Origin of the sequence: Gemmobacter megaterium (genome assembly GCF_900156815.1) — a bacterium.
GTDB lineage: Bacteria > Pseudomonadota > Alphaproteobacteria > Rhodobacterales > Rhodobacteraceae > Wagnerdoeblera > Wagnerdoeblera megaterium.
In genome coordinates, this window is the sequence record NZ_FTOT01000036.1 from 1 (window position 1) to 1,987 (window position 1,987).

Here is a 1,987-nt window from a genome sequence, read left to right on the forward strand (position 1 = left end):
AGTCGCCATCGCGAAACTCCCGCACCCATCTCCGTAAGGCGCGAAATCTCAGGTCCGAGGAACCGGGGGAAGGTGGGAGCCAGCCGCCGCTTACGTTCTGTCTGGGATCTACCCTGTGACGTGGCAATGCCCTCAGCGACCCAGAACGAACTGACAGGCAAGGACGCGAAATCGCTGGTCAAGAACGGCGTTCTGGCTGTTGGCGAAGGCGCGAACATGCCCTGCACCCCCGAAGCGATCCGCATCTTGCGCGAGGCCGGCATCCTGTTTGGGCCCGGCAAGGCGGCGAACGCGGGGGGCGTTGCGACGTCGGCGCTCGAAATGCAGCAGAACGCCAGCCGTGACCGCTGGAGCTTTGAGCAGACCGAACAGCGGTTGGCTCAGATCATGAAGAGCATCCACGACAGATGCGCCGAAACTGCCGATGAATATGGCGCTCCCGGTGACTACGTCCTGGGCGCGAACATCGCCGGTTTCGTGCGGGTTGCGAAAGCCATGCGGATGCTGGGAGTGATCTGAGCCGATCCCCTCGGTCATCGAAAAACGAGGGCGATCTCTTCCTTGTTCAGGAGCTTCCATCGACCGGGAGCGAGCGTGTCGTGTAGGCGGAGATCGCCCAAGCGTTCACGTCGCAGAGCTTCGACGAAATTGCCTGCGGCAGCGAACATGCGGCGAACCTGGTGGTATCGGCCCTCCGTCACGGTGATCAGGGCTTCGGTTTCCGAGATTATCTCCAACACTGCCGGTGCCAGGGGTTTGTCATCGCCTCTGAGCGTGAGTCTGCCAGACGCAAACAGTGCGGTTTCCGTGCCGTCGAGTGGACGGGCAAGCGTGACATGGTAGGTTTTGCTGAGTCGACTTCTCGGGCTGCTGATACGATGCAGAAGGTCACCGTCGTCGGTCAGAAGCAAAAGGCCCGTGGTCTGTTTGTCCAAACGCCCAATGGTTGAAATGGCGGGCTTGCGGCGTCGCCAGCGCGCAGGCAGCCTGTCATAGACAAGTTCGCCTGCCTCCTTGTGCGAACAGGTCACGCCCAGGGGTTTGTTCATCATGACGACCAGGCCGGCAGGCGGATCAAGCGGCTTGCCCGCGACCGTCATGCGGCGGGGCAGATCCGCACTGACAGGGATGCGGATGGAGGCGTCCAGGATCTCACCTTGATCAAAGACAATGCCACCAGTCCGCGCCAGCCCCGCGATGTCCTTGCGAGTACCATATCCCATCGAGGACAAGAGCTTGTCTACACGTGTGAATGAACTGCTGGACAAATCCGGTGATCCTCGTAAACGAAACGCACCACGACGGGTGCTTGCGGCTCTATCGCCATGATCGGTCCCACCCGGAAAGTCCAGTTTGTATGCTGGAGAATGACCGGCTTTCGCTCCATCGGAACGATAGTTTCAGGAGCCGGAGGGTGATAGCCCAGAGCGCCATGGGGTCGCTTGGTGTTGTGGTGTTTCCTTCTTCACTCGATCGGAGCCAGCGCTTGGCTGGGGCTACAGAAGATTCCTCAGCTGAACACTTTTCGCCGGACCGGGCATTGAAGTTCTCGCAGCATCCGTTCTCCCAAGGTGAACCCGTTTAGGTGTAGGCTGGCTCGGTCATGCAGGCCGAATCCAGTGCCTGTCAGCCTCGACGATTCCCTCAACCACGAAGCGCGCGCCGCAACCTTTTGCGCTCTTCGAAGTCCTCGGTGACGTCGCGCATGATCGCCGCGACCGCCTGCAAGTCACCGTCCTCGCCGCGCAACGGGACGATGGAGAACTGGATCGAGATTTGCGCTCCGTCCTTCCGGACTGCTGGAACACTCAAGCTGAGCTGACCGTGCTATCCAGCGACCGCTTACCCTGATGCGTTGCACCAGGCGCCTCTTGTTCCTGTCACATCGCGTTGGCTCTGTTGCACAAATCGGCTGATGGCCGGGGTTCCCCTTTCCCCGGACAGACTTATCCCACGGGCTCTGTGACAGGGATGCCGAGCGCGGTGT

2 protein-coding genes and 1 pseudogene are annotated in these 1,987 nt (G+C 60.6%); 1 reads left to right on the top strand and 2 read right to left on the bottom strand.

The window, feature by feature from the left end; genetic code table 11:
• Positions 1 to 519 (top strand): annotated as a pseudogene (locus tag BW970_RS20180) (NADP-specific glutamate dehydrogenase); the annotation flags it as partial.
• A 14-nt stretch (positions 520 to 533) separates the two neighbouring features.
• On the opposite strand, the gene BW970_RS20185 reads toward BW970_RS20180, so the two are convergent.
• Positions 534 to 1,268, bottom strand: coding sequence for a pseudouridine synthase (locus tag BW970_RS20185; protein WP_229740578.1), 735 nt, complete (start codon positions 1,266 to 1,268; stop codon positions 534 to 536).
• Between the two features lie 376 nt (positions 1,269 to 1,644).
• On the bottom strand, positions 1,645 to 1,812 hold the full coding sequence (locus tag BW970_RS21365; RefSeq protein ID WP_200799327.1) for a PAS domain-containing protein: 168 nt from the start codon (positions 1,810 to 1,812) through the stop codon (positions 1,645 to 1,647).
• Between the last annotated feature and the right edge of the window lie 175 nt (positions 1,813 to 1,987).